A 25,331-nucleotide genomic window follows, 5' to 3' on the forward strand; every position below is an offset into this window, starting at 1 on the left:
TTTTCGGGCCGGAAGCGCGCTTAGACGGCGCGGGCGTGGATGAGGCGGTTGACGCGCTCGACGAGTTCCTGGGGGCTGAAAGGCTTGGTGAGGTAGTCGAGGGCGCCGAGCTCAAGACCGAGGAGCCGCGAGTCGGGGGAGGACCAGGCCGACACGATCACGATCGGAATGGTGGCCGTGGAGGGGTCGCGGCGCAGGATTTCACACACGCCGAAGCCGTCGAGGTCGGGCAGCATGAGGTCGAGCAGGATGATATCCGGCCGGTTCGCGCGGATGCTGGCGATGGCCTCCCAGCCGTTGGCGGCGGTGGTCACTTGATGGCCCGCCCGGACGAGGTGATATTGCATGAGCTCGGTGAGCTCGGGTTCGTCGTCGACGGCGAGGATGCGGGCGGGGGGGAGGGACATCGCCGGCATCATGGCCGGGGCGCGTGACAGTCTGGTGCGGGTCGCGTGACGATCCGGTGACGAATCAGGCCGGTGCCCACTGATGGAAGGCGGGGTGGCCCGGGCGCACGGCGACGAAGGTACCGCGGCAGGTGGCGCGGGGTTTGCCGGCGGCATGCAACTCGGCCTCGACGGTGGCCCGGTCGGCGGTGTGGGCGACGATGCGGGCGGTCAGTTCGACGGGCGCCTCGAGGGGGGTGGGGCGCAGGAGCTTGATCGCATAGTCGGCCGTCACCGTGCAGAGGGGCTGGGTGAGGCCGTTGATGGTCATGAGGTGCCAGGCGGCGGTCCAGTTGCCGTGGCAATCGAGGAGGGTGCCGATAATACCGCCGTTGAGCAGGCCCGGAAAGGCCTGGTAGCGGTCGGCGGGCTGCCAGGTGGCGATGACGGTGTCGCCTTGGACAAAGCTGCGCAGGCGGAGGCCGGAGGGGTTGGCGGGCCCGCACCCGAAGCAGGCGCTGAGCGGGGCGTACCGTTCCTGGAGGCTGGGGGCGTTCATGGTTGGGGGTGGCGATGACTAGGGAATCCCACGAAAAGCATAACTTAGTAAGATTTTTAACTGGCACCCGATGGGTCATCTGCCATCCTGTGAACCAGATATATAAAATACCCATGGCACGCAAGATAGCCTTCCTCAATTACAAAGGCGGTGTTGGTAAAACCTCCCTGATCGTCAATACGGCGGCCAGTCTCGCCCGGCGTGGCATGCGGGTCTTGTTGATGGATTTCGACACCCAGTCGAACGCCAGCATCTGGTTGATGAAGCTGGAGCGTTGGAACAAGATCAACGCCACGGGGACGGGATCAATCTATTCGATTTTTGATCCGGGCGTGACGCGCCTGAAGGATTGCGTGATCAAGGACGTGGTGGAGGGCAAGGATGGGGAGAAGCTCCTGCCCGGCCTCGATCTGGTGCCGACGACCTTCAATCTCGTGGACCTGGAGGGTGAGTACAAACCGGACCCTAAGCGGCCGTCCTACGTGATCTTCCAGGAGCAGCTGGCGGAGATCGAGAGCAACTACGATTTCATCCTCTTTGATTGCCCGCCGAACGTCCTGCGCGCCTCGCAGAACGGCGTGTACTGCGCCGGCGAGATCTACGTGCCCTCCAACCCCGATGCGCTGAGCCTGATCGGCTTCACGCTGCTGGTGGAAAAGCTGCTGCGGTTCCAGCAAAGCTCGGCGAGTTTCCGCACCACGGCGATGGGGCCGGCCTCGCAGGTGTACGGCATCGTGTTCAACTCGATCAAGGCCAACACCGACATCGAGGTGCCGAAGATGCGGATGCAGCTTCGTCTCAACCAATTCAAGACCCAGAAGCGCGGATGCGCGCCCGCGGCCAAGATCTGCACGACGCAGATCCGGGATGCGATGATCGTGCGCCGTGCCGTCACCTTGGGCCTGCCCGTGTTTCTGGTCGGCACCGAGGGGTCCGAGGCCGACAGCGTGGCCAACGACTACATGCGCCTCGCCACCGAAATCATCGAGAACGCCCCGCCCGAGATCAAATAACCCCCAGCCCTCTTTTACGCCATGGCCAAGTTCACCAGCAACGAATGGGACGAGATCCGCAAAAAATTCCGCAGCTCCATCATGGCTGACACCTCGCTGGTCAGCCTGGCGCAGAATCTGGACACCAAGGACTGGCCCCACAAGGGCGAGGAGGAGACGCCGTCCAAGTACATCGATTTCACCTACGAGGAGCTGCTGATGCTCCCCGAGATCGCGGGCAGCACCGACCGGGCCGATCATCTGGCGGGCATCCTCAAGGAGACGCTGGCCTTCGACGATCCCTTTGGCGACATGGTCGCCCAGGTGGAAGAGACGGCCTCGAAAGAGAACCCGATCCTCAAGACGCTGGCGCGGCTGGGCATCCCGGAGAATTTCCCGCTGGTGCTGGCCAACTTCAGCGAGGGCACGCGCGTCGTGTGCGCCTCCGAGGGCATCAAGACCATCGGCGAGTTCGCCAACCTCGGCCAGCAGATGTCGACGAAGGTCGTCCTCGGCGGCGATTTCCGCAACGCGCTGAACGCGCTCACCCACGGCGACGAGGAAGGCATCGGCCAGTTCCTCCCGTACCGCAAGGGCTCCACCGGCCTGCACCTGGCCGAAGCCATCGGCCTGATTTCCGCCGGCCTGCCGCGGCCCGACCAGCTGGGCCTGGCCAAGGCCTATGGCGCAACCCTGCCGCCGGCCGAGGCGAGTGCCGCGCGCACGCTGAGCAAGGACCAGATTGAGAAGCACCAGGGCATGATGCGCGTGACCCTGAACACCGCGTTCGAGTGGTTCAAGGACGGCAAGGCCGCCCTGTTGAAGCACGTGTCGGACGGCGGCACCTACGAGCGCTACTTTGTCGTGATCAACGATCCTGCCCGCGAGGCCATTGCCGTGAGGCTGACCAGCACCGCGCTCAAGGATCAGGTGAAACCTGCCGCCGTGAGCGCCCCCCGCGAAGACAAGAAGGGTGGATTCTTCTCGCGCCTGTTTGGCAAGGGCTGAGCCCACTTGATCTGAAGTGAATCCGCCCCCGCCACCGCCTCCCCGGGGCGCGCCTTTCCCGCCCGCCCCCGCTTTTCCGCCCCACCTGGGGCGAGTGCCGCATCCGGTCCGGCCCCCGGCCCGGCCTTTCCGCCGCCGGGCGGCGGCGTGAAGTCCCCGATCAAGCCCGTCGGCGGGCTCAAGCCGCTGGTCCTGCCCCGCCGGGTCAATCCGCTGCAGCGGGCCCAGGAGGCCACACAGGCCACGATTGCGGCCCGCAAGTCCATCGATGCGATCATGTCGAGCTCCCGCGCCCCCTGGGGCGGCAAGACGGCGCTCAGCGGGGCCCAGGTCGAGGAACTGGAGAAGGCCCTGCGTGCACTGGAGGCCAAGGTGGGCGAGCGCGAGATGGCGCTGGCCGACGCGGAGAACAAAATGGCCGAGAAGGACCGGGCGCTGGCCGAAACGGAAGCCCTGTTGCAGGCACGCGAGAAGGTCATCGACGCAATGCGCAAGCAGCCCGCGGCGGAAGCCGGCGGCGGCATGAATCCCGCGGAGCTGGAGGCGCTGGGCAAGCTCAAGGAGGAGCTGGACCGCCAGGAGGCCTCGATGAAGGAGCAGCGCGCGGCGCTGCAGGAGCGCGAGGATTTCCTGAACCAAAGCGAGGCCTCGTTGTTCGAGAAGATGCAGGCGCAGCAGGAGAAGGAAACGGAGCTGGAGCAGAAGGAGGAGGACCTGAAGCGGATGGCCCGGCAGCTGGGGGTCCTGAAGGATGAGCCCAAGGAGCCCATCGAAAAGGCCTGACACGGAACCTCCGGCAGTTTCCCCTTTCCAAGCCTTGCACCCGCCCCTATGCCCCTTTCCGAAATGATCCCACGCCTGCTCAAGCCGACCGCCCTTGCCCTGCTCGCCGCCCTGCCGGCCCTGCTCCCGGCCCAGACCGACACCACGGCCCGCGAGGACATGCGGATGGAGGACCTGAGCCGCAACCAGGGACAATGGTTTTCGCCGCGCAGCAAGCTGACCGTGGGCTTCCGGGTGTTGAATTCGGGCGCCACGGTTGATTTCGGGAAGCTCGGCGGCGTGTCCTCCCTGAATCCGATCGTGCCGGCCAGCGCCGGGGCGGTGGACCGGGGCTACAGCAACGGGTCCGTCATCCTCGATGTCCTGCGCGCGAATGAAGTGAATTCGAGCGGGGTCCAGACCTCCACGCCGGGCGGGCGCTACCAGGTCACCACCCCGGTCGTGGTGGAGGGCGTGACCGTGAACCGCCTGTCGGGCGACTTTGTGAGCTACACGCCGGGCGTGACGCGCGACTGGCAGATCATGTCGCAGCAACAGCTGCTGGAGGCCCCCGGCTATGTGGCCTTCCGCAATTACAGCACCATTTCGGAGGGCGCCACGGCCCGCAACGAGCAGGGCGCCACGGCTGGCGCCGAGCTGCAGTTCAGCCGGGAGCTCGGGCGCGGCGGCCGGTACTTCACCTGGGGGGTGGCGGCCGGGATCGCCCTGAACGACATCAGCAACAAGGCCGCCGGCACGGTGACCTCCACGTTGCGCACCTACACCGATTATTATTCGCTGAACGGCGCCTCGGCCCCGTTGAACCAGCTGGACAATCCCTACGTCGAGACCGTGTTCGACACCGACGGCGACGGCTTCGCCAACGCCTACGAGACCACGGTCAAGCTGAACGCCGTGCCGGACGCCAGCAAGAGCACAGATGTGCTGACGGCCGGGGGCGCCACCGTGACCGGACGCTGGCAGATCAAGGGCGCGTATTTCCTGGTCAAGCTGGGGCCCACGGTGCGCGCCCAGATCACCGACCGGTTTGGCATCACCGCCAGCGCCGGTTTTGCCGGGGCCTATGCCGGCACGCGCTACAGCGCGTCGGAAAAGTTTTTTGTGGCCGAGCTGCCCGGCGTGGAGCTCGAGACCCAGGATCCGGTAACGGGCGCCGATACCATCGACAGCACGGAGACGAAGTTCCTGACCGGCTACTACGCGGATTTGAACCTGGAATGGGACACGAATGGCACCCTCGGGCTCTTTGGTGGCGTGACCGCGCAGCAGCTTGATTCCTACGATCAGAAGCTGGGCGATCGCACGGCCAAGATCGACCTGGGCAGTGCCGTCGGCCTGCGGGGCGGCGTCTCGATCAGGTTTTGAGTTCCGCCAGAACCTGCGCCATGTCGCGCAGGCTGCCGGGAGGAAAGAAGCCGTTGATGCGGGTGATGACCTGCTGGATGAGCCCGTCCGGGCACGAGGCCCCGCCGGTGATTAGCACGGTCTTGGGGCCCTCGCCGTCCTTCCACAGCGGCAGCTGCTCGGTGTGGCCGGCGGAACCGCGACCGGCGGAGGGGAAGACGTAGTGGAGGATCTGGGCGGGGGAGAGGATGCTCTTCTCCGACTGGATGAAGTAGGCGCGCTGGCCCAGTTGCTGTTCGCACACCCGGTAGAGCTGGTAGGTGTTGGAGCTGTTCTTGCCGCCGACGACAAAGGCGGCGTCCAGCGGGACGGTGAGTGCGCGCTGCAAGGCGTCCTGGTTGACCTGGGTGGCGTAGCAGAGCGTGTCCTTGCGGTCCGCGCCGCCGACGTGGTCGGCGGTGGCGGCGGCGCCGAACCGGGTGGCGAAGACCGACTTGAAGTACTCGATGATCGCGGCGGTCTCGTTCATCAGCAGCGTGGTCTGGTTGACCACGGCGAGGCGGTCGAGGTGGCGGGCCGGGTCGAACCCCGGGGTATGCAGGCCGGCAAAGCGCGTGAGGATGGCGGCGCGTTTGGCCTCGTCGGGCGCGGCGATGTAGTCGCCGAGCAGCCGGGCCTCGTCGAGGTTGCGGATGATGAGGGAGGGGGCGTGGCGGCGGGAATTGGAGAACGTGGCCTTGGTCTCCTCGTGTTCGCTCTTGCCGTGGATGATGACGGTGTACCCGGCACGGCCGAAGTCGCGGGCCGCCTTCCAGACCTTTTCCACCAGCATGCAGGTCGCGTCGTATTGGGCCACCTTGAGCCCCTTGCGGATCAGGCGGCGCTTGTCCTCGTCGGTCGCGCCGAAGGCGGGGATGATCACCACGTCGTCGCTGGTCAATGAGTCCCACAGCACGGGTTCGGTGGAACCGGGTTTGACCGGGACGCCCGCCGGGCTGATCGGCACGCCCTTGTCGGTTTGCAGGTAGCGCAGGCCGCGGCCGAGGAGGTCCTCGTTCACAAACGGGTTGTGGATCAGTTCGCTGAGCATGAAGACCCGGCGGCCGGGGTTTTCGGCGAGGGTCTCGTAGGCGCGCTCGATGGCGTTTTTCACGCCTAGGCAGAAGCCGAAGTGGCTGGGGATGATGTAGCGCACGGCGCCGAAATCGAGCACGGCGGGGGCGCTGGCAGTCCGCTCGTTGGTGCGGGCGAGGGCCTTGATGGCCTCGCAGAGCTGGCTTTGGTACAGGCTGCGGGCGGCATCGTCCTGCTGGTAGATCGCGCGGTTGCGGTGGCGTTCGACGCGGAAGCGGTAGATGTAGTCGTTCTCGCCGAGGTGCAGGTAGGGAATCTCGATGAGGTGGGGTTCGAGCCCGGCGAGGACGGCCGCCAGGGACGCGGCCTGGGCGGGGCGGGTCTGGTCCAGTTGCTCGAGGGAGCGGAAGCTGACCTCGGCATCCAGCGGGTCGGTGTCTACTTGGGTGAAAAACACGCGGTAGGAGAGCGCGCCGGCGGTGCAGGTGAAATACTCGGCCGGGGGCAGCGGGGTGGGGAAGCAGGCCTGGAGGCGGGCGGTGGCCATCGCCTCGTCCGCACCCACGAAGGCCAGGCCCTGCCGCGTGCCAGCCTGGCGGACGGCCAGCTGGTTGCTGAGGTTGAAGGCGAGGATGACGACCTGGGCGGGGACGGACATTCCCTTCACGGAACCACAACCCCGCCGGGGGTCAACCGCCGGGATGCCGCCGGGATGCCGCCGGGATGCCGCCGGGAGCCGTTGGTCCAGATGGGGCTTTATGCGGGAGGAGATGCGTTGTAACTTCTTTCCCGTTCCAGGGTTTTATCAGCCATGCCATCACCACGCGATGACGATCCATCCTTCGCCGGTTTTATGACCGGGGCAACTGGCGACCTCCGCCACGCCACCCGTTTGCTTTGGAAGACCAAGGGCATTACGGCCACCACGCTGCTCACCCTGGCGCTCTGCATCGGGGCCACGACCGCCATTTTCTCCTCGGTCTATGCCCTGATGCTGAAGCCGCTGCCGTTCAGTGAGCCGGAGCGCATCGTCGAACTCTACACCTCCGCGGCCAAGGCCGGGCTCAACAAGATGCCGGCCAATGTGCCGATCTATCTCGATTACGGCAAAAACGCGACCTCCTACGAGTTGATCGCGCTCTGGTCCTTCGGCCAGCAGATGGTCGGCGAGGAGCAGAATCCCGTCCGACTCGACATGGCGCGGGCCACGGCCGAGATCTTCCCCCTCCTCCGAATCCAGCCGCTGCTCGGGGCGTTTTTCACGCAGGAGCAGAACAAGCCCGGGGCCGACAAGGTCGTGGTGCTCACACAGACGTATTGGCGGACGCACCACGCCGAGTACCCGGAGGTCATCGGCAAGGAGATGCGGATCGGGAATGAGAACTTCCGGATCATCGGTGTGGCGCCCCGTGTGCTCGAGGCGTGGGATGCGCGGATCAACTTCGTGATCCCGCTATCCTGGCCGCCGGAACAGGAAAACCCGCAGGGACGCTACGGGGTGGGGCTCCAGCTTTTTGGCCGGCTCAAGCCCGGTATCGCGGCCGGCTCGGCCGATGCCGAGGCGAAGACGATCGAGCAGCGTTACGTGGAGGCGTCCCCGCCGCAGACCAAGGCCTTCGCCGAGCGTTCCGGCATGACGATGAACGTCGGCGGCGTGCAGGACCAGCGCGTCAAGCCGGTCCGGACCACTCTCCTCATGCTGCAGGGCGGCGTGGCCTTCGTGCTGCTCATCGGCTGCATGAACGTGGCCAACCTGCTGCTGGTGCGCGCCAACGCCCGCCAGTCCGAACTCGCCATCCGCTCGGCCCTCGGGGCCGGCCGGAGCCTGATCGCCCGCCAGCTCATCCTGGAGAGCCTGCTGCTCACGACGCTCGGCGCCGTGCTCGGGATCGGCCTGGCCTGGGGGGCGTTGCGCGCGAGCAATTTCTACCTGGCGAAGATGATGCCCCAGTCGCTGCCGGCGGCCCTCGACTGGCGGGTGCTGGGCTTTGCCGCCGGGCTGACCGTCGTCATCGGCGCGCTCATCGGCCTGATCCCCGTCTTTCACATCCTGCGGACCAACCTCGCCGAGATCATCCAGAGCAGCTCGCGCAGTGCGTCCTCCGGCCGCGGCGTGCGGGCGCTGAGCAGCATCCTCGTCGTGGTCCAGGTGGCAGTCGCCCTCATGCTCCTGACCGGCGCGGGCCTCCTGATCCACAGCTTTGCCAAGGCCATCGCAGTTCATCCGGGGTTTGATCCCCAGGGCGTGGTGACGGCCCGCATCATCATTCCGCAGGCCCACCGGGCCACGGCGGAATCGGCTGACCGGTTTCAGGAGCTGCTTCGCCAGGCCCTGCGGGAGATTCCGGGCGTGACCTCCCTCGCGCTGTCGGGGTCCACGCCTTTCCAGGGCGGACTGCCGATCAATGCCTTCACGCTCGAACAGGACACGCTGCCGCCGGGTTCCCCGCAGCCCGGAGCCTTTCGCGTGCAGGTGACACCCGGCTATGCCGAGACCCTGGGCCTGAAGGTGGTCGAAGGGCGTTTCTACGAGGAGGCGGACCGTGATCCGAAGCGCCGCCACTTCGTGGTGGACGAGAGTTTCGCCCGCAAGTTCTTCCCGAACGGCTCGGCGGTCGGTGGACGGTTCGCATTTGGCCCGCGGCCGGAAAAGCCGGAGGACTGGCCAACGATCATCGGCGTGGTGAAGGACATACCCCACAACGGCGTCGAGGAGAAGAGTGGCAATCCGTTCATCTACCAGGTGGTCCCGCAGGGGGCGCGGCCGGGAGGTGCGACCGTCTTCCTGCGCACGAGCCGGCCGGCGGAGGAACTGATTCCGATCCTGCGGGCGAAACTCAAGGCGCTCGACCCGACGATCTTCGTCTATGAGGCGAACTCCCTGGCAAAGGTGGTGGGCTCGTCCTTTGACAACCGGCGGGCGGTGATGCTGTTGCTGGCCGCTTTTGCCGGGCTGGCGCTGTTTCTGTCGGCGCTGGGGATCTACGGGGTGCTGGCCTACGATGTCGGGCAGCGCACGCGCGAGATCGGTGTGCGCGGGGCGATCGGGGCGTCGCAGGGGCAGATCATCGGGCTGATCCTGCAGCAAGGCCTGGGGAAGGCGGCGTTGGGTGTCGGGATCGGGCTGGTGGGCGCGTTTCTGCTCAGCCGATACATGACCAGTCTGCTTTTCGGGGTGAAGCCGACCGAACCAGTCGTCTATGCGGTGGTTGCGCTCGTGCTGTTGCTCGTGGCATTGCTCGCGAGCTATCTGCCGGCGCGGCGGGCGGCGAAGATCGACCCGCTGGTGGCACTGCGGGACGAGTGAGGCGAGTTGGGGGGGTAGGACCGGTCTTCGACCGGTCCGGGCCAGTTGGAGACTGGCCCTACGCGGACGCCAACTCAGCGACGCAGTTCGAAATCGCCAGCGGCTAGGATGCGGCCGTTGACCTGAAGCTCCAGTCGATGTCTGCCCGGGTGGTGTTTGCGTGTCGTGAAATCACGGATCGTCTGGCGTTTCGTGACGACGACAGTTTCGCCGGGACCAAGGGTGAGCTCGCGAAGCTTGAAGACCTTCGCGGAGGTGCCGCCGGAGGCCTTCACGTAGTGGATTAGGTAGTCGAGGGCGAGGGGCTGGCGGCGACGGGAGGCGGAGGTAAGGGAAAAGGAAAATTCGAGCGCCTGTCCGAGGCTAAGGCGGGTGGGGCGTACGGCGAAGCCGTTGACCTTGACTGCGGGTTTGGCTCCGAAATTGAAGAGCGCGAGGGCGGGTTGGTGTCCGGCCTTGATCAGGGTGCGGGCGGCGCGCTTGGCGATCCATTGGGAGTGCGCGTGGGCGAGATCCCAGGATTTCAGCTGCGCAAGCATCCACGCCGGGTGATCCTTCGAAATGTCGTTGAGGTGATTGGCGACGGACTTGCGGACGTAGAGGCTGGGATCGGTGCGGAGGTTCTCGAGAATGGGCGCGGTGAGCGTGGGATCGGCGACAATGGCTTCGAGGCGGAAGGACCACGGCAGACGCGGGCGGGAGCCTTCGCTGGCGAGGCGGCGGACGTGTTCGTTGTCATCGCGCGACCAGCGTTCCATCACGGCGAGGGTGCGGGTGAGGTCGCGGCGCAGGAATTCGCGGATGGCGAACTCGGAGGAGGAGAAGGGCGTGAAGAATTTGAGAGCGGCCATCGACTCCGCGAAATGGCGGTGGCCGTGCTGGCCGACGAAATCGGGGAGGAAGATGCCGACGAATCCGTGCTGAACGCGGGGGGCGATGCGCTGCAGGAGGGCGACTGCGGCCGGGAAATCAGGCGGCAGCGTGGCGTGGCAGGCCTCGGTGGCGCGGCGGACGCGCTGGATGAGGGTCAGCTCGTCGAGGCCGGCCGAGGCGACGGCGAGGAAGCGACGGCGATTGAAGCCGGGATGGACGTCCGCAAGCAGGTCCGCGATCTGGCGGTAGCGGGCGGCGTTGAACCAGTCCTTGAGCGCGGGTTGGGGATCGGCGGGCACGGCGCAAAGGCGGGGTTCGGAGACCCCGCCCTACAATCAGAGCTTCAGGGCGTCGGGCAGCTTGCTGGCGTCGCCGCCGCCGCCTTGGGCGTAGTCGGGCTTGCCGCCGCCCTTGCCACCGAGCTTGGCGGCGAGGGCGCCGATGAGCTTGCCGGCGGCCTGGCCGGCCTTGATGGCCTCGGGCGAGCAGTAGGCGACGACGGCGACCTTGCCGTCGAAGAGGGCGCCGAGTTGCACGACGGCACCGGCACCGACCTGGTGCAGGACCTGGCTGCCGAGGGAACGCAGGGCGTCCTGATTCTCGGCGGTGACGATCGTGGAAACCCACTTCAGGTTGTCCTTGGCGACGGCCGTGGCGGCGAGTTCTGCAGCGAGGCCGGCGGAGGCCTTGGCCTCGAAGGCCTTCAGCTTCTTCTCGAGCTCCTTCTGCTGGTTGAGCAGGGATTCGAGCTTGGCGGCAACGTCGCTGGTGCCGGCGTTGAGGCGGGCATTGACGGTCTTAAGGGCGGATTCCTCGTGGGCGATGAAATCGTAGGCGGCTTGGCCGGCGACGGCCTCGATGCGGCGGGTGCCGGCGGCGATGGCCATCTCGGCGACGATCTTGATGACGCCGATCTCACCGGTGGTGGACACGTGGGTGCCGCCGCAGAGTTCCATGGAGTAGCCGTCGAGCTTCGCGGTGCCGGCGGGGTCGGCGGAGCCGCCGATCTGGACGACGCGAACTTCCTTGCCGTATTTGTCGCCGAAGAACTGGAGGATGTCGGCGCGGCCGGAGACCTCGGCGTGGGGCACGGTGGCGTAGTGGACGCCGGTGTTGTCGAGAACCTTCTCGTTGATGAGCTGCTCGCACTCCTTGATCTGGGCGGCGGTAAGGGCCTCGAAGTGGGTGAAGTCGAAGCGGAGCCGGTCGGGCGTCTTGTGCGTGCCGAACTGGCGGACGTGGGTGCCGAGGATCTTCCGCAGGGCCCAGTTCAGGAGGTGGGCGGAGGTGTGCTGACGGGAGATGGCGCGGCGGCGAGCCACGTCGACGTGGAGCGTCGCCGTGGAGTTTAAGTCAGGAAGTTGAAGTTTAAGTTCTGAAGCGACCTTGTGCAGGTGGCGGCCGGACTTGTCCTTGATGGTGTCGACGATGTCGACCTTGGTGCCGTTGATCAGGGCGTGGCCGGTGTCGCCGACCTGGCCGCCCATTTCGCCGTAGAAGGGGGATTGGTCGAAGACGAGGTAGGTGTCCTTCTCGGTCTTCACGACGTCCACGAGCTTGGCGTGGGTGGCGTGCGTCGAATCGATGCCATAGCCCACGAACTGGGTCGCCTCAGCGGCGGATTCGCCCTCGGTGGCGGCGACGATCACATCGGTCTTGCGAGCGGCGCGGCCGCGCTCGCGTTGTTTTTCCATCTCGGCCTCGAAGCCGGCGGCATCGACGGACAGACCGCGCTCGGTGGCGAGCAGCTGGGTCATATCGAGCGGGAAGCCGTAGGTGTCGTAAAGTTCGAAGGCGGAGGCACCGGTGATGGCACCGGCCGCAGTGGCCCTGTTGAAAATCTGGAGGCCCTTGTCGAGCGTGCGGCCGAAGGATTCTTCCTCCGCGCGGATGGCCTTCTCGACCATGACGCGCTGGGTTTTGAGTTCGGGGAAGACGGCGCCGAGGGACTCGATGACGGGGGCGACGAGGGCGGAGAAGTCGCCGGTCTTCAGACCGAGATTCTTTTGGCCGTACATGATGCCGCGGCGGAGGATGCGGCGGATGACGTAGTTGCGACCCTCGTTGCCGGGGAGGATGCCGTCGGCGATGGCGCAGGAGACGCAGCGGGCGTGGTCGGCGAGGACGCGGAAGGTGATGTCGATCGTCTGCTGCTCGCTGAGGCCGGTGCGCTCGGTGGGGACGGTGCCGGTGTAAGTTTTGCCGGAGAGGGCGGCGATGCGGTCGAAGGTCGGCTTGAAGACGTCGGCGTTGTAGTTCGAGGGTTCGGCGGAGAAGTCCTTGAAACCGCGGGTCGTGGCGTGGATGCCGGCGACGCGCTCGAAGCCCATGCCGGTGTCAACGTGTTTGGCGGCGAGGGGGGCGAAGGTGCCGTCGGCGTTGGCGTTGAACTGGATGAAGACGTGGTTCCAGATCTCGATGCAGCGCGGGCTGGAGGAGTTCACACCCTTGCGGCCCTCGGTCTCGTCATCGGAGGGGAGGAGGTTGAAGTGGATCTCGGAGCAGGGACCGCAGGGGCCGGTGTCGCCCATCATCCAGAAATTGTCCTTCTTGTTGCCGTTGACGATGTGGACGGCGGGGTCGAGGCCGGCATCGGTGAAGATCTTCGCCCAGATGGCGTAGGCCTCCTCGTCACGCTCGGCGGGGTCGCCCTTCGACTTGTCGGGTTGGTAGATCGTGGCGAAGAGACGCTTGGGCGGGATGCCCCAGACCTTGGTCAGCAGTTCCCAGCCCCAGGTGAGCGAGTCTTTCTTGAAATAGTCGCCGAAGGACCAGTTGCCCAGCATCTCGAACATCGTGTGGTGGTAGGTATCGAAACCGACGTCCTCGAGGTCGTTGTGCTTGCCGCCGGCGCGGATGCACTTCTGGGTGTCGGCCACGCGCTTCCACGGGGCGGCCTGGTCGCCCAGGAAGTAGGGCACGAACTGGTTCATCCCGGCGTTGGTGAACAGCAGGTTGGGCGCCGTCGGCATGAGCGACGAGGACGGCACGACGGCGTGCTGCTTCGAGGCAAAGAAATCGAGGAACGACTGGCGGATCTCAGCGGAGTTCATGGCAAAATTGTGAGGGTAAAAGACAGTGGGGCGGGGGCGGGTTGGCAAGAGGTGAATTTGTCCGGCAGCCGGTCGGCGCGGCCCAGAGCGGGAGCGCGGGTCCGGCGGCCCACCGCATCGTCCCATTGCTCCCCAGGGATAGTGGATGCGAGGAGAACCTGTTGATCGAGGATGACGCCACCGATGCCGAGCGGGCGTTCGTGGCCACGACTCGCTGGGACCTGGCGGATCGCATCGCATCGCGGAAGTCGAAGCCCTCGGAGTCCGGCACATCCTGCACAAACCCTGCACCAACGGGGAGTTGTTGTGGGCCGTGGGCCGCGCCTTGGAAGACGCCGCCCGCTGCCGGTGAATTGACGGTTGCCTGACCGTCCCCGGGTCGTAGCGTGGCCCCACCCCTCCGCTCGTTTCGCCCCGGTTGCCACGATTCCGGTCCCCGAGCTATGCAGCCCGTCATCGTCCAGATGATCATCATGCTGCATGCCGCCTTTGGCTGCATGTTCCTGTTCATGCACTGGCAGCATCCGACGCGGTTTGCGCGGCTGTTTGCGCAAAGCTGGCTGTTGGAGGCGGTGCGGGTGGGCATCATCTATTCGCAGCTCAACCATCCGGGTGGTTTCAGTCACTGGCACAGCCTGTCGGACTGCCTGAACCTGGTGGTCACCTGGTGGCTGCTGGCCGGGGCGGCGGATCTGGCGGGAGTCCGGCTCCCGCCGTGGTTGGGTCGATGGATCCTCGGGGGTGGCATCCCGGTGATCCTGGGCCTGCGCTACGTGGCGCCGGCGGCCTTGGAGTCGTTCGGGCTGGCCGGACCCCGGGCCGTCTTCTGGAGCGTGTTCGTGGAGCTGACTTTCATCCACCTCCTGATCACGCTGGCCCGGGCGGCGATGCTGTTTTGGTTCATCCGGATGTGGCGGGCAACCCGGCTGCCGGGAACGATCCTGGCGATCATCTTCATCGGGCCATACATCGTCTTCGCGCTGGCGGTCCCGGTGCAATATTACCTGACCTATTACCCGGAGTGGATCTACGGCGTGTGGGCGGCGCGGGTGTTGGGTTTCTCACTGGGGCTGGTGATGCTGCTGTTTGACCGGCAGCTGCGGGAGCAGCGCGAGCGCGAGCGGGCCTATCGCCGGATCGTGGAGACCACCCATGACCTGATCTGGACGGTCGATGCGGCCGGGTGCTGGAGCTCGGTGAACCCGGCGGCCCGGGGCATCTATGGGTGCGCCCCGGCGCAGCTGCTGGGCCGGCCCTTCCTGGACTGGGTGATCCCGGCGCAGCGGGCGGCGGATGCCCAGGTCTTTGAGCGGATCAAGGCGGGGCAGCCGGTCTTCGACCATGAGACCATCCACCGGCGTCAGGACGGCTCGCTGGTCAACCTGACCTTCGATGCCGCGGTGCTGCGGGATGAGCAAGGCAGGGTGATCGGGGCGACCGGTACGGCCCGGGACATCACCGAGCAGAAGCAGGCCGAGGCCCGAGTCCGGCGTCTCGCGAACTTCCCGGAGCTCAATCCCAACCCGGTGTTGGAATTCACGGCGGAGGGGATGCTGGCTTACCAGAATCCGGCGGCCCTGGCGATGGTCGCCAAGATGGGATTGGAGCGGCTGGACCAGTTGTGGCCGGCGGAAACGGCGGCGATTGTCGGGGAATGCCTGAAGAGCGGGCAGCCGCGGCTGCGGCTCGTGACCGAGCAGGGCCGGACCACGCTGTCATGGTCCTTCTATCCCATCGTGCCGGAGGGCGTGGTGCACTGTTACATCGGGGACATCACGGAGCGGACGCAGTTGGAGGGGCGGTTGCGGCAGGCGCAGAAGATGGAGGCAGTCGGTCAGCTGGCCGGCGGGGTGGCGCACGATTTCAACAACCTGCTGACCGCGATCATCGGGCATCTGGGGCTGCTGCAAACCGGTCGCACGCTGCCGCCGGACATGGCGGAGTCCCTAGCGGAAATTTCGCTCGCGGCGAACCGGGCCGCGAATCTCACCGGCCAGCTGCTGGCGTTCAGCCGCCTGCAGGTCGTCAGCATGCGTTCCCTCGACCTGAACGAGGCGGTGTCGCAGCTGGCCAAGCTGCTGCGGCGGCTGCTGGGCGAAGACATCGCGATGCAGCTGGATTTCGCGCCCGAACGGCTGGGGTTCCGCGGCGATGCCAGCATGATTGACCAGGTGGTGATCAACCTGGCCGTGAACGCGCGGGACGCGATGCCCGGGGGCGGGGTGTTGCGCATCACAACGGGGCACGAGACACGGACGGCGCGGACAGGGAACGAGCCGGCGCGCGGGCCGGCACCGGGCGAGTATGTCCGGCTGACGGTCAGTGACAGCGGACAGGGCATACCCCCGGAGGTGCTGCCGAAAATCTTTGAGCCCTTCTTCACCACCAAGGAGGTGGGGAAGGGAACGGGGCTGGGTCTGGCCACGGCCTTTGGCATCATCCAGCAGCATGACGGCTGGATCGAGGTGGACAGTGAACCGGGTCGGGGCACGACCTTCCGGGTGTACCTGCCCCGCCTGGCGGATCTACCCGCCGGGGCCCAGGCGAGCCGTCCCGCCGCGGCGAGGCGGGGGCAGGGGGAGTTGATCCTCCTCGTCGAGGACGAGCCGGCGGTGCGGGAAATCGGGGTGCGGGCCCTGACCGGCCAAGGGTATCGCGTGCTCTCGGCCGCCCACAGTCAGGCCGCGTTGGAATTGTGGCGGGAGCATCAGGCGGACATCACCCTGCTGCTGACGGACCTGATCATGCCCGGGGGCATGTCGGGGCTGCAGCTGTCGCGTCTGCTTCTGGCGGAGCGGCCGGACCTGCGCGTAATCTACAGCAGTGGTTACAGCCGGGAGATTGCGGGCAAGGAGCTGGCGATGGAGGACGGGGTCAACTACCTGGCCAAGCCGTATGAGCTGGAGGATCTTTACCGGATCGTGCGGGATGCGATCGACGGCGGACGCAGCCGACCGCCCTTTCCGGAGGCATGAGGCGTTGCGCGCCTTTGGCGTTGCGCGCAAACCGTCCGGTGCGCGACTCTGATCCCGTGAAAATCCATGTGCTGCCTTCGGGCCCGATCCAGACCATCGGTTACCTGCTGACCGAGCCCGCGCTCGGGGCGGCGGTGCTGGTGGACGCCCCCGGCGGCATCATGGCCAAGATCCGTCCCCTGTTGGAAAAGGAAAATTGCCGGCTGACGGAGCTGTGGCTCACGCACGGCCACTGGGACCACATGCAGGACGGGGCGGCCGTGAAGCGGGAGACCGGCTGTTTGGTGCGAGCGCACCGGGCCGACCAGCCGCTGATCGAGACCCCCGAGATCATGGAAGGATTCATGGGGCAGCGGCTGGGCCTGGAAGGCGTGAAGGTTGACGCGTGGGTGGAGGCGGGCGAGCGGATCGAGGCGCTGGGCCGCGCCTTTGAGGTGCGGCATGTGCCGGGGCACTGTCCGGGCAACGTCCTCTTTTATCAGGCCGAGGCGAAGGTCGCGCTGGTGGGGGATGCCCTGTTCAACAGCGGCGTGGGTCGCTGGGATCTGCCCGGGGGCAGTTTTGAGATTTTGGAGCAATCGATCCGTGGGCAGATCTACACGCTGCCGGACGAGACGGTCGTGCTGCCCGGTCACGGCGAACGGACCACGGTGGGCGCGGAGAAAGAAACCAACCCGTACGTCGCGGCGGTCGTACCATGAGCCAGGACGAGACATTCATGCGCCGGGCGATCGCCGGGGCGCGGCGGGGCTGGGGGGCCACCCATCCCAATCCGTTGGTGGGTGCCGTCATCGTGGAGGCCGGCGAGATCGTGGCCGAGGGATATCACGCGAAGGCGGGAGAACCGCATGCCGAGATCATGGCCTTGCGGGCCCTCGGGCGCAGACCGCAGGCCGGGGCGACCCTGTATGTGACGCTCGAGCCGTGCTGTACGCATGGGCGCACACCGCCCTGCACGGCGGCGATCATCGAGGCGGGGATCCGCCATGTGGTCGTCGGGGCCACCGACCCGAACCCGGAACATGCTGGCAAGGGTTACGGGTTGCTGCGGGCGGCCGGGGTCGAGGTGACCGAGGGGGTGCTGGCCCGGGAATGCGCGGATCTGAACCTGATTTTCAATCACTGGATCACGACCGGGCAGCCGCTGTTCGCGGCCAAGTCGGGGGTCACCCTGGATGGCAAGGTGGCGACGCGCACGGGTGATTCGAAGTGGATCACCGGAGCGGAGGCGCGGGCGGACGGGCATGCGTGGCGGCGTTATTTTCCCGCCATCGCGGTGGGCGCGGGCACGGTGCGGGCGGACAATCCCCGGCTGACGGCGCGGGTGGGCGGGGTCGAGTGGTGTCCGTGGCGGTTTGTTTTCGACGGGCTCCTGCGGACGGTGACGGACAAGGCGATGCCGGCGGTCTACACCGATGAGTTTCGGGAGCGCACCATCGTGGTGACGACGCCGCACGGCGGCCTCGGCTACGTGCGCAAACTGAACGCCATGGGCGTGAAGGCGTGGGTGCTGGGCGCGAACACGCCGAAGGTGAATTTCCAGGATTTCCGGACGCGGTGCGCGCAGGAGGGGATCACCGGCGTGTTCTTTGAGGGCGGAGCCCAGCTGCTGAGCGAGCTGCTGCAGGCGCGGGAGCTGGATTATCTTTTCACCTACCATGCCCCGGTGCTCTTTGCGGATGACAAGAGCAAGTCGATCCTACGCGGGCTGCGGACGGAGACGCTGGCGAATGCGATCCGGCTCGAGCAGGTGCGCCACGAGGTGCTGGGGGACGACGCGTTGATGCGGGGTTTTGTCCGCTATCCGGAGAAGATGTATGTCGATGAAGCCACCTTCGGGCGGAAAGACTATGGCTGAGGCGGCCGGGCAGGACGGGCCACTCCCGTCGTTGATCCACCTCGCCTCGGGGAACCGGCACAAGGCGGAGGAATTCCAGCGGCTGGCCGATGGCTCGGGGCTCGCGCTGCGGGTCGTCCCGGCGGCGCGGATGCCGGAGGTGGTGGAGGACACGGGCACCTTTGTGGGCAACGCGCGCAAGAAGGCGCAGGCGTTGCAGGCGATCCTGCCCGCGGGGAGCTGGGTGCTGGCGGATGACAGCGGGGTGTGCGTCGATGCGCTCGGCGGGGCGCCGGGGGTGGAGTCGGCTTACTTTGCCGGACCGGAGCACGATGCCGCGGCGAACCTGTGCAAGCTGGCCGAGGTGATGCGGACCGTGCCGCCCGGCGAGCGCGCGGCGCGGTTTGTGTGCGTGCTCCTGCTACGGGGCCCTGAAGGGAGCGAGGAGGTTTTCGAGGGCCGGTGCGAAGGGGTGCTGGCGGCGGAGCCGGCGGGGGGGCACGGCTTCGGCTACGACCCCCTGTTCATTCCCGCCGGGTTTGACCGGACCTACGCGCAGATATCAGACGCGGACAAAAACCGGATCAGCCACCGCGGACGAGCGTGGCAAGGGCTGGTGGCGTGGCTGAGGTCGCGCTGAGGGCAGGGGTGGCCGTCGGATCCTCGGCCTCCATGCTCATCAGCAGGCTGGCAAACGTTTGTTTGAACTGAAGGACGATGGCTGCCGGGCCCTCGTAGCCGGCGACGAGGACGCCGCGCGGGGTGACCATGAAGACCTGGAGGACACGGCGGACCGGCTCCGCGGGTTTTTCCGGGGCGATCTCGTATTCCAACACGCGGGTGCGTCCGCCGAGCAGGGGGCGGAGCATTTGCGGGTTGGTATCGGAGTCATCATTGCAGAACAGGCGGAGCCGCGTGCCGTACTGGGCGCGGAGGCTGCCGACGTAGGTGTTCCAAGCCGCGGCATCGAGGGGCACGGGGAAGTTGGTGGCGGGCAGCTCGCCGAATCCCAGCACCAGATCCGCGGACCAACGACCGGTCCATTCGAGGGCGTAGCGGGCGGGCTTCTCCACCTTGCGCCAGTCGTCGAGGCGTTCGTTGTCGATGACAAGGTTGACCGCGGGGAAGCGCAGCTGGGTGAAAGCGAGCTGGCCGCGGTCCTCGTCGTAGCGGGTGAAGGAGCGGCTGCCGAGGGGCGGCCGGGTGGTCGGCCAGGCCACGGCCCCGGGACGGGGGGTGGTGGCGACGGGGGCTTTCGCCGCGGGCTGGGCCGGCAGGGCGCCGATCGGCCGGGCATCGAGGATCTGGGCGGGAGCCAGGGCCGGCAGGAGCAGGCCGGCGGCAGCGACGAGACCGAGCAGCGGGTTACATTTCATCGAAGGCATAGGCGGTGTCGGCCAGTATGGCGGCGAACTGGGTGGCGGAGAGATCACGGTAATCGAGGCGGCGGAAGGAGCGGATCATGGGCGTGCCCGGGGGATAGCGGCCCTGGGTGCCGAACAGCTTGCTGAAGCCCCACTCGCGCGTCGGGGCGCCGTAGCTGGCATTGGCCCAGGGGCCGGTGGCGACCTCGCTGTTGAAGAGCGCGATCATGGAACCGCGATAGCGGAGCGTGCGGTTGCCACTGGCGGTCCAGTTTTCGTGCAGGCGGGGAAAATTTTCCACGCCACCGGAGTAGTTGGAATTGTTGTTGCCGCTGCCCGCGGTGGCGACATTGCCGGTGAGGAAAGCGGCGCAGATCTCCGTGTTGGCGGCCACGCGGGAGGAGACGGCGGCGCTGCTGTTGGCATCACCGGAGGGCACACCCGAGCCGGAATTCCACCACGCGGAGGAGAGAATGTTGACGGCATCCGCGATCACGGCGGCGGGCACTTCGCCGTCCTTGGGGTCACCGATGGTGGCGGTGGTCTCGGTGCCGACGGCGGTGCCGCTGCGCGTGCCGGCATTGAGACCGGGGGAATTATAATTGCCGACGACATAGACGGCGGCGTTGGTGGCGACGGTGAAGCCCTCGGGGGCGGCCGCGGTGACCGCCTTGCGGTTGGGCAGGGCGGTGCCGTTGACCAGACGGACGGCCGTGCGGGTGCCGGTGCCGGAGGCCGTCATGCCGCCGACGTCGGTGCTCGCGGTGTAGCCACTGGTGGGGTTTTCCACCTCGACGTAAACCTGCCCGTTCCAGCCGCCGGTGGCATCCAGATCCCAGTCACTGGAGTGGGTGCCGGTGCCACTGTTATAGACCTTGATGTTGTTGGCGGAGCCGGAGGTGGTGCTTTGGACAGAGGTGCGCAGTTTGCCCACATCGAGGTCCACGGTGTTGACGGTTCGACCCTCGCGGTGGTCATACATCCGGCGGTTGTTTTTCACGGTATCGGTGGGCAGGATGACGATTTTATCAGGGTTGGACGAGCGCCAGGTGGTCCGGTTGGCGGCCGCCTTGTAGGCGGCCGCGTCCGCGGAGGTTCTGAAGGCGACGGGGGCCGGGGGTGTGCCTGAGGCGGCGCCATCGGTGCCGGGCGCGCCCTGCACGATGTAGAGACCGGCCTTGTTGGCGAATTTCTGCGATTCCCGGCTTTGCACGGCGGCGGCGCTGGCGCCGCTCACGCTGGGGTCGCGGGGTTCGATCAGGTCGTGGGCCTCGGCCGGGGTATCGGCGGTGATGGCGGGGAGATTTTGGGTGATGATACCCATGGAGCTGTCCTGGACGTTGCCGCGCCAGGTCTGGGAGGCGACGGAGGAGAAGGTGTTGCCGGCGGAGCGGCTAGCGAGGGCGGAGTCCACGTAGGTGCCGAGGGCGGAGCCGTTGGCTCCGAGGATGGTATTCGAGTTAAGCGCCATGGTGTCGGGCACGCCGTCGAGGTTGAGGTCGAGGCCGGTGGCGAACTGGACGTTCTGGCCGGTGGGGCGTCCGGTGCCGGCGTTGGACTGCGGACCGGCCAGGATGGAGCCGGCCGCGGTCACGGCATTTTGGAAGCGGAGGGTGGAGCTGGCGCTGATGTAGCTGCTGACGTTGGAGTGCACGGGGCCGGCGATCGTCATGTCGGCGCCGGGGTGGAACTCCATGGTGATGTTGTAGAAAATCGCGTAGTTGAAGAGGAAGGCATCGCGAATCTCCATGGTCTCGGTGCCATAGCTGGTGGCGGTCACGTCGCCGGCGGCGGCGGTGGCCTGGGCCAGCAGCTTGATGATCTTGGTGGTGGCGTATTGGCCACGGAGGGGGTCGAAGTCGTTGCCCGGGTCACCCGGATCGATGAGGCGGCGCGTGCTGTCGCTCACCTGGCTGGCCCAGAAGCGCATGGTGCCGGGGGCGACATCGTTCTCGGCGGTGGCGCTCTGGGCGAAGAGGGTGGTCTTGCGGGCGGAGGGGACGGTCAGGGGATTGGTGGTGAGCTCACTGGTCGCGAAGTTCACGCTGGCTTGAATGCGGGCCATCAGTTCGGCGGAGCCGTATTCCAGCATGGCCTCGGTGGCATTCTTGGCCTGGAAACGCAGGTTGGTGCGCTGGTTCAGGCGGAACTCCGACATGGAGTACTTGAGCAGGACGACGGCGGTGAGGCCGATCACCGTGGTCAGGATGACGGTGGTGGCGAGGGCCGAGCCGCGGATGGAGAGGAGACGGTTTTTCATCGGGACAGGATCACCCGCGGGGGGTGATGGTGAAGTTGTAGGTGTTGGTCACCCGCTTGGCCTGGTTGCCGTGGAGGATCTTGGTGCGGACGATGACGCTGCGGTTCTGGAAGTTGAAGAAGGAGAAGCCGGTGGTGGTGGCCGTGCCGTTGACGGTGACGGGGGTCATGGCGAGACCGTTGAGGTCATTGATGACGATGCGGTGGGCGTTGTTCTGCGCCCAGGCGGAGGTCGCGGCGGGGAGCAGGGCCTCGACGGTGGTGGTACCGGAGGGCTGGGGAATGGTGCTGGAGAGCGTGGCGGGGAACGTCGCGCCCCACGGGGTGGTCCAAGTGGTGTCGGTCGGCCCGCGGGAAAGGTCGGTGTCGAAGGAATAGAGGGCATATTCGCCGGGAATCCGGCGGTTGGGGGCGATGTAGTAACCGACGAGGCGGGTCACCTGACCGTTCGTGAGGGTCGGGGAGTTGCCAGGGGTGCCGTCGAAAAAGCGGGAGTCGAAGTACGGGTCGCGGTAGTAGACGAGGACGAGGAAATCGCCCGCCTGCCCGTTGAGCAGACGATCGGCCCAGGTGACCGAGCCGTTGCCGTTCACGTCGCGGGTGACGGGGGCGCCGGTGTAGTTGTTGTGATTATAGAAGCTGCGGTAGAGGGTGAAGCTGTTGGCCTCGCGGGCGTTCTCGACCAGCTCGTTGGTGATGCGGCGAATATCATTGTTGATGAGCAGCTTTTGCTCACCGACGAACTGATATTTGATATTGGAGACGAAGAAGGGGAGGGCGCCGGCCATGACCAGGCCGAACACGGTCATGGTGACCATGACCTCGACGAGGGAGAAGCCGCGGGAAGCGGGTCGGACGGATGAGGTGGTCATGGGGATCAGTAAGTGGGGACGGAGGAACGGACGGTGCGGAGCGCGCCGTTGTAGGTGCGACGGACACCCCAGTCGTAGGTGGTTTCAAAAAACACGGTGATTTCCACGCCGATGGCGGTGCCGGTCATGTTGGTGAGTACAGGCCGGAAACGGAAGGTCAGCGGCTGGATGTTGGCACCTGCGGCGTTGATATCGAGGAAGACCCGCTCTCGGGCCCAGTCGCCGGCGTTCATGGCGTTGCCGGATTCGTCGCTCACGGCGTTGCCCGCGGCGTTGATGAGGGAGAGGGGATTGCTGGTGCTGGAGGCGGCGGCCGCGAGCGACGTGTAGTCCAAGCTGCGCAGTTGCTCGAGATAGCCTTGGGCAAGGGTGAGGGCGGTGTTCTGGTAAACCGCCTGTTCGGCGGTGGAGCGGATCATGAAGGTGACCGACAGCACGCTGACCGCGACGATCGTCAGGATGCCGAGGGAAACGACGACCTCGACCAGCGACACGGCCCGCTGGCAGGCCAGGGCGCGGAAAGAGCGGGGGCGGGCAGGCATACCGGGTGAAGCCGGGCTGGGCTGGTCCGATGCCGCAGAGGGCAGGGCAGGGAGAGAGGAGGGAGGCATGACCCTGCCACTATAGAACAGTCCGGACCGAGCCGCTACGGCCCTAAGGCCTTGGCAAAGGACTCCCTGGCAACCAGAGGCTAAAGCCTCTAGGCGTCCCGCTGAGGCGGTTGTCCCGCCTCCACGTAAAGGGCGGCGGCCTGGGTGCGCCGGGTGATGTTCAGCTTGTTGAAGATGGTGGCCAGGTAGTTTTTGACCGTCTTCTCCGTGAGGCTCAGCTGATCGCCGATTTCCTTGTTGGTCAGGCCGCTGGCGAGCAAGGCCACGACGCGGCGTTCCTGGGGGGAGAGGTCGGCCAGGCGGTCGGCCGCGGTGTGGGCGCCCTTGTTGCGGACCAGATTCAGGACCTGTCCGGCCATCGACGGATCAATCACGGACTGGCCGCGGGCGACGGTACGCAGGGCGGCGGCGAGGGCGGGGCCCTCGTTCTCCTTGAGCAGATAGCCACGGGCGCCGGCCTCGATGGCGTCGTGCATGTGGCGCTCATTGCTGCTCGAGGTGAGAATCAGGATGGCGGTCTGCGGGCGCGATTTCAGGTAATCCCGGCAGGCGAGCAGGCCGGATTTATCGGGCAGGTGGAGGTCGAGCATCACCACGTCGGGCTTGAGCCGGTTGACGAGATCGAGACCGACGGTGGCGCTGCCGGCCTCGCCGACGATCTTGAGGTCCGCGTAATCCTCCAAGGCGCTGCGGAGGCCGAGACGGATGATCGGGCTGTCGTCGACGAGCAGGACGCGGATGGCGGGGGCGGTGGTCATGCGGCGGGGGTGGTGGGCAGGGTGAGGATCACGCGGGTGCCCTGACCGGGGTCGGATTCGATGTGGAGGGCACCGCCAATGGTTCTGGCCCGGGCGCGCATGTTGTCGAGCCCATGGCCGCGATGGCCGTGGGGCGAGAAGCCCGCGCCGTCGTCCTGGACGGAGAGGGCGAGGGTGGTGCCGTCGCGGGCGGCGCGCAGGATGATGTGGGCCGGCCGGCCGTGGCGCAGGCTGTTGCTCACGGCCTCGCGGAGGATGTTCATGATCTCGGCCACCTGGCCGGAGGTGATCAGCTCGACGGCCTCCGGATCCAGCCGGCGCTCGATGCGGGCCTCATCCTCGGCGGGAAGGGAGCCGAGCATGCCGGCGAGCGCGGCGCCGAAGGACTGGCCGTTGACGCGGCCGGGCTCGAGGTCCTGCAGGTAGGCGCGCACTTCCTGGTTGAGGCGGCGCAGCTCGACGAGGCACTGGCCCGTGCGGTCGTGCATGGCGGGGGTGAGTGCGGATTTTTTCTGCACGCTCTCCAGCGTGAGGCAGACGGCGTAAAGAGTCTGGCAGATATTGTCGTGCAGTTCGCGGCCGAGGCGCACGCGTTCGGCCACGGAGCGGTCGAGCAGGTGGCGGTTGACCTGCAGGTCCTCCTCGGCGCGCTGGCGGGCGCCCTGTTCCTGGGCGAGCGCGGTGGAGCGTTCGTGGGAGAGCCGGGCAAGCTGTTCAAAGCCGGTGGCCTGCGCCCGGGTGGCCGCCCACGGGGTGCGGGTGGCGGTGTCGCCGGCGGCGGAGCGTCGCGTCGCCAGCACGGCCACGAGTACGGGCACGAGGGCGAGCAGCAGGGCCAGCAGGATGATGGTGGCGAGGATGCGCTGTTGCTGCACCTGCGCGCGGATGAGGGCCGGGACGGCAAAACCCACCCGGGCCTCCCACCCGGACGCGCGACCGACGGGTTCGGTGAACACCAGTTGACCGGGGGCCGCGGGCCCGGCGGGCGGCGGCGTGGCGGTCGGGTAGAGTGTCACGCGGCCGCCGACCATGGCGCCGAGCTCGTCCTGAAAATAGGCATCCCACTTTTCCGGCGGCAGACCGCTGAGGGCGATGATCCGGCCCAGGCGACCGCGGGTCTCCTCGATGGCCTGGCGATGGAGTTGCCTGGTCTCCCGGGACAACCACGCCTGCAGGCTCAGGGCGGCGCCCAGGAAGAGCAGCAGGAGCAGCACAGCGAGGCCCAAAGTGCGGGTGTTCAGGTTCATCAAGGCGGGTGGAACCTATGCTGAGTGCG

Annotated in this window: 20 protein-coding genes; 9 read left to right on the plus strand and 11 right to left on the minus strand. The window is 66.8% G+C overall.

Annotated features, from left to right (window positions below):
- Nucleotides 1–20: 20 nt before the first annotated feature.
- Nucleotides 21–407: a response regulator gene (locus Verru16B_RS12085; RefSeq protein WP_083270523.1), complete on the minus strand. Its 387-nt coding sequence runs from the start codon at nucleotides 405–407 to the stop codon at nucleotides 21–23.
- A gap of 64 nt (nucleotides 408–471) precedes the next feature.
- Nucleotides 472–945, minus strand: a complete 474-nt coding sequence (locus Verru16B_RS12090) for a PaaI family thioesterase (protein WP_069962516.1) — start codon at nucleotides 943–945, stop codon at nucleotides 472–474.
- A gap of 113 nt (nucleotides 946–1,058) precedes the next feature.
- Here Verru16B_RS12090 and Verru16B_RS12095 point away from each other — a divergent pair, with 113 nt between their 5' ends.
- The 4 genes from Verru16B_RS12095 (at nucleotide 1,059) to Verru16B_RS12110 (ending at nucleotide 5,093) form a co-directional block, all read left to right on the plus strand.
- Complete coding sequence (locus Verru16B_RS12095; protein WP_069962517.1) at nucleotides 1,059–1,958, plus strand: ParA family protein; 900 nt, start codon at nucleotides 1,059–1,061, stop codon at nucleotides 1,956–1,958.
- Between the two features lie 21 nt (nucleotides 1,959–1,979).
- A complete protein-coding gene (locus Verru16B_RS12100) occupies nucleotides 1,980–2,945 on the plus strand; it encodes a hypothetical protein (protein WP_069962518.1) in 966 nt (321 codons plus the stop codon).
- Nucleotides 2,946–3,092: 147 nt separating this feature from the next.
- Nucleotides 3,093–3,728 carry a coiled-coil domain-containing protein gene (locus Verru16B_RS12105; protein ID WP_069962519.1) on the plus strand — a complete coding sequence of 212 codons (636 nt, stop codon included), beginning with the start codon at nucleotides 3,093–3,095 and terminating at the stop codon, nucleotides 3,726–3,728.
- A 63-nt stretch (nucleotides 3,729–3,791) separates the two neighbouring features.
- The gene (locus Verru16B_RS12110) at nucleotides 3,792–5,093 is read left to right on the plus strand and encodes a hypothetical protein (RefSeq protein WP_157772393.1); all 1,302 of its coding nucleotides are present in this window, start codon (nucleotides 3,792–3,794) and stop codon (nucleotides 5,091–5,093) included.
- Here the strand turns inward: Verru16B_RS12110 and ispH are convergent.
- Nucleotides 5,083–6,804: a 4-hydroxy-3-methylbut-2-enyl diphosphate reductase gene (ispH, locus tag Verru16B_RS12115; RefSeq protein ID WP_069962521.1), complete on the minus strand. Its 1,722-nt coding sequence runs from the start codon at nucleotides 6,802–6,804 to the stop codon at nucleotides 5,083–5,085. The two genes, Verru16B_RS12110 and ispH, sit on opposite strands and share 11 nt — an antisense overlap.
- Before the next feature lie 153 nt (nucleotides 6,805–6,957).
- Here ispH and Verru16B_RS12120 point away from each other — a divergent pair, with 153 nt between their 5' ends.
- Nucleotides 6,958–9,453 (plus strand): ABC transporter permease, encoded by a 2,496-nt coding sequence (locus Verru16B_RS12120; RefSeq protein WP_083270316.1) that lies wholly within the window; start codon nucleotides 6,958–6,960, stop codon nucleotides 9,451–9,453.
- Nucleotides 9,454–9,527: 74 nt separating this feature from the next.
- Here Verru16B_RS12120 and Verru16B_RS12125 read toward each other — a convergent pair whose 3' ends face one another.
- Together Verru16B_RS12125 and alaS are read right to left on the minus strand one after the other, a co-directional pair.
- The gene (locus Verru16B_RS12125) at nucleotides 9,528–10,625 is read right to left on the minus strand and encodes a DNA alkylation repair protein (protein ID WP_069962523.1); all 1,098 of its coding nucleotides are present in this window, start codon (nucleotides 10,623–10,625) and stop codon (nucleotides 9,528–9,530) included.
- Nucleotides 10,626–10,661: 36 nt separating this feature from the next.
- On the minus strand, nucleotides 10,662–13,379 hold the full coding sequence (gene alaS, locus Verru16B_RS12130; protein ID WP_069962524.1) for an alanine--tRNA ligase: 2,718 nt from the start codon (nucleotides 13,377–13,379) through the stop codon (nucleotides 10,662–10,664).
- A gap of 443 nt (nucleotides 13,380–13,822) precedes the next feature.
- Between alaS and Verru16B_RS12135 the strand changes: the two genes are divergently transcribed.
- From Verru16B_RS12135 to rdgB, 4 genes are read left to right on the plus strand one after another with little or no spacing between them, the layout of a single operon-like run.
- A complete protein-coding gene (locus tag Verru16B_RS12135) occupies nucleotides 13,823–16,354 on the plus strand; it encodes an ATP-binding protein (protein ID WP_069962525.1) in 2,532 nt (843 codons plus the stop codon).
- 56 nt (nucleotides 16,355–16,410) lie between these two features.
- Nucleotides 16,411–17,055: an MBL fold metallo-hydrolase gene (locus tag Verru16B_RS12140; RefSeq protein ID WP_069962526.1), complete on the plus strand. Its 645-nt coding sequence runs from the start codon at nucleotides 16,411–16,413 to the stop codon at nucleotides 17,053–17,055.
- Entirely contained in the window at nucleotides 17,052–18,212 is a 1,161-nt protein-coding gene (gene ribD, locus Verru16B_RS12145) for a bifunctional diaminohydroxyphosphoribosylaminopyrimidine deaminase/5-amino-6-(5-phosphoribosylamino)uracil reductase RibD (RefSeq protein WP_069962527.1), read from the plus strand. Before Verru16B_RS12140 ends, ribD begins: the two co-directional genes overlap by 4 nt.
- Nucleotides 18,178–18,831 carry an RdgB/HAM1 family non-canonical purine NTP pyrophosphatase gene (rdgB, locus tag Verru16B_RS12150; RefSeq protein ID WP_237023410.1) on the plus strand — a complete coding sequence of 218 codons (654 nt, stop codon included), beginning with the start codon at nucleotides 18,178–18,180 and terminating at the stop codon, nucleotides 18,829–18,831. The genes ribD and rdgB overlap by 35 nt, the downstream gene beginning before the upstream one ends.
- On the opposite strand, the gene Verru16B_RS12155 is transcribed toward rdgB, so the two are convergent.
- From Verru16B_RS12155 to Verru16B_RS12180, 6 genes are all read right to left on the minus strand, one after another.
- Nucleotides 18,776–19,567: a hypothetical protein gene (locus Verru16B_RS12155; RefSeq protein ID WP_069962529.1), complete on the minus strand. Its 792-nt coding sequence runs from the start codon at nucleotides 19,565–19,567 to the stop codon at nucleotides 18,776–18,778. The two genes, rdgB and Verru16B_RS12155, sit on opposite strands and share 56 nt — an antisense overlap.
- Complete coding sequence (locus Verru16B_RS12160) at nucleotides 19,557–21,815, minus strand: hypothetical protein (protein WP_069962530.1); 2,259 nt, start codon at nucleotides 21,813–21,815, stop codon at nucleotides 19,557–19,559. Before Verru16B_RS12160 ends, Verru16B_RS12155 begins: the two co-directional genes overlap by 11 nt.
- Nucleotides 21,816–21,825: 10 nt before the next feature.
- Nucleotides 21,826–22,686, minus strand: coding sequence for a prepilin-type N-terminal cleavage/methylation domain-containing protein (locus Verru16B_RS12165; RefSeq protein WP_069962531.1), 861 nt, complete (start codon nucleotides 22,684–22,686; stop codon nucleotides 21,826–21,828).
- A gap of 5 nt (nucleotides 22,687–22,691) precedes the next feature.
- Complete coding sequence (locus Verru16B_RS12170) at nucleotides 22,692–23,228, minus strand: hypothetical protein (protein WP_069962532.1); 537 nt, start codon at nucleotides 23,226–23,228, stop codon at nucleotides 22,692–22,694.
- 158 nt (nucleotides 23,229–23,386) lie between these two features.
- The gene (locus Verru16B_RS12175; protein WP_069962533.1) at nucleotides 23,387–24,055 is read right to left on the minus strand and encodes a response regulator; all 669 of its coding nucleotides are present in this window, start codon (nucleotides 24,053–24,055) and stop codon (nucleotides 23,387–23,389) included.
- Complete coding sequence (locus Verru16B_RS12180) at nucleotides 24,052–25,302, minus strand: sensor histidine kinase (RefSeq protein WP_069962534.1); 1,251 nt, start codon at nucleotides 25,300–25,302, stop codon at nucleotides 24,052–24,054. The genes Verru16B_RS12175 and Verru16B_RS12180 overlap by 4 nt, the downstream gene beginning before the upstream one ends.
- Nucleotides 25,303–25,331 lie beyond the last annotated feature (29 nt).

This window comes from Lacunisphaera limnophila (assembly GCF_001746835.1).
In the GTDB taxonomy this organism is placed as follows: Bacteria; Verrucomicrobiota; Verrucomicrobiia; order Opitutales; family Opitutaceae; genus Lacunisphaera; species Lacunisphaera limnophila.